Source organism: Microcystis sp. LE19-10.1B (assembly GCF_027530565.1).
In the GTDB taxonomy this organism is placed as follows: Bacteria; Cyanobacteriota; Cyanobacteriia; order Cyanobacteriales; family Microcystaceae; genus Microcystis; species Microcystis aeruginosa.
This window is the reverse complement of sequence record NZ_JAPZQM010000219.1, coordinates 1-2,090: the sequence shown is the minus strand read 5'-3', so window position 1 is coordinate 2,090 and position 2,090 is coordinate 1. Positions and strand designations below refer to the sequence as shown.

3 protein-coding genes are annotated in these 2,090 nt (G+C 45.7%); 1 reads left to right on the top strand and 2 read right to left on the bottom strand.

The window, feature by feature from the left end; translation table 11 throughout:
• The coding region (locus tag O9332_RS08015) for an RRXRR domain-containing protein (protein WP_288024792.1) at nt 1–816 on the top strand (816 nt) is incomplete at its 5' end.
• Nucleotides 817–1,051: 235 nt separating this feature from the next.
• Here O9332_RS08015 and trpA read toward each other — a convergent pair.
• Both trpA and O9332_RS08005 read right to left on the bottom strand, forming a co-directional pair.
• Nucleotides 1,052–1,846 carry a tryptophan synthase subunit alpha gene (trpA, locus tag O9332_RS08010; protein WP_288024789.1) on the bottom strand — a complete coding sequence of 265 codons (795 nt, stop codon included), beginning with the start codon at nt 1,844–1,846 and terminating at the stop codon, nt 1,052–1,054.
• Between the two features lie 32 nt (nt 1,847–1,878).
• On the bottom strand, nt 1,879–2,090 hold a 212-nt coding region (locus O9332_RS08005; protein WP_288024787.1), incomplete at its 5' end, for a hypothetical protein.

Below are 2,090 nucleotides of genomic sequence, written 5' to 3'. Positions count from 1 at the left end.
CTGGACAATCGCTGCTTAATGCGAAGAGGACGTAGAGGAAGACGGATTAACCGCCAACTTCCTTTTAATCTAAGAGCGCATCGACAAAAACGATTTTCAAATAGAAGAACAGGAAAATTAGCTCCCTCAATCAGAGCTAATCGTCAACTTGAACTTCGAGTCGTTTCCGAACTAACCAAAATCTATCCAATTACCGATATTTACTTTGAGTACATCAAAGCCGATGTTGATTTAACTTCTGGTAGAAAAGGGGCTAAGTCTGGAAAAGGTTTCTCGCCGGTTATGGTTGGACAGAAATGGGCAATTGAGCAACTGTCTCAATTGGCAACAGTCCATACTCGCTTTGGTTGGCAAACCTCTAATCTCAGAAAACATTTGCGACTAGAAAAGTCTAAAAATAAAGCAGAACAATCACCCGAAAGTCATGCTAACGATGGAATTGCTCTTGCCTGTTTTCAATTTTTAGATTATTTGCCATTCCATACTTCTAATGGACATGGATATGATTGGAAGGGTTATGTTAAAGTAACAAACGCTCCCTTTGCTGTCATCAAACGTCCTCCTATTAGTCGTCGTCAACTTCACCTGATGGTTTTTTCTAAGGGTGGTAAACGACGTAAATATGGTGGCTCTACCACAAGACATGGGTTCCGTAAAGGAGATTTAGTTTCTTCTCCCAAAGGAATTGGTTATGTTAGTGGAGATACCGAAAAACAGCTATCTGTAAGCGATACCAGTTGGAAACGATTGGGACAAATAGCTGTTAGCAAGATTCAGTTAATTCGTCGTTCTAACGGTTTAATTGTTTCTCACTAACTTGTATAAAGCCGCCCTCCGCTATCGCTAAAGGGCGGGGTTTCAGACCCATTTTTTCGATGAACGAGAACCCGAACCCTATCCCCCCCATCCTACCCCGATCGGCGTGGGAGAGCCAGATTGCCTATCTCCGGGCTGTATTCCGCGCAAAAAAAGCACTGGATGAAATTGAACGAATTCAGAACGAGAAGACATGAACGCTCGATCTAATCCGTCGCTGCTAACCCCTCATCCCTCACTGAATCGCCTGTTTTAAACTGCGGCAGAATTCTTCGAGGGATTTTAACCCATCGCTGGGGGAATTATCGGCCAGACGTTTAACCATGGCACTGCCGACAATTACCGCATCAGCACCCCATTTTTTCACCTGTAGCGCCTGTGTCGGGTCAGAAATGCCAAATCCTACCCCCACGGGTTTATCGGTGACAGAACGGATAGAATCGAGCAATTCCTCCACTCTGGTGGCTACTTGGTTCCGCATTCCCGTCACTCCCGTGACACTAACCAAATAAATAAAACCTTGGGATTGCAGGGCGATCGCTTGTATTCGTTCCGGGGGACTGGTAGGTGCTACCAATAAAATCACTTCAATTCCCTTAGCGGCAGCCGGTTGCAGCAGACTTGCCGCTTCCTCTAGGGGTAAATCGGGAACCACCAAACCACTCACCCCGGCTGCTTTAATTTGGTCTAAAAAGACATCTATCCCGCGATGATAGATGGGATTATAGTAAGTAAAGAGAATAATCGGAGCTTTCACCTCTCCCCGGGCATTTTTGACGATTTCTAGCACATCTTCCAACTTGACACCCCGATTTAAAGCGCGGGTGGCTGCCGCTTGAATAACCGGACCATCCGCAAGAGGATCGGAATAGGGAACCCCCAACTCGATCAGATCGGCCCCTGCCCGGTCTAAAATGCGTAAAGCTTGGGCAGTGGTAGATAAATCGGGATCACCGGCAGTAATAAAGGGAATTAAGGCACAATTCCCCTGGGAACGGAGAGAACGAAAACACTCGGAAACAGCAGTCATCGAAAATTACTGGAGACATAAAGCACCGTCTATTATCTCATGGTGGGGAATAGCTCACCGCCGGTGGCCGCAAGCTCAGGTAAAGAATTTTTCAAGTAATACTTCAGCAATTCCAAATTCAAACGGTAGTGTAGGATACAGAATTGATTTCGCTTCTGTCCCTCAAAATAGAGTGAACGAGTTGCCCATTGGGTTTTGCAGGAATGGAAGTCCAAGATTTGAGTTTTATAGGGATGCTGAGCTA

Bases quoted from the DNA above. Each gene is read 5' to 3' on its own strand.
- trpA (WP_288024789.1), bottom strand. From the start codon at position 1,846: ATGACTGCTGTTTCCGAGTGTTTTCGTTCTCTCCGTTCCCAGGGGAAT.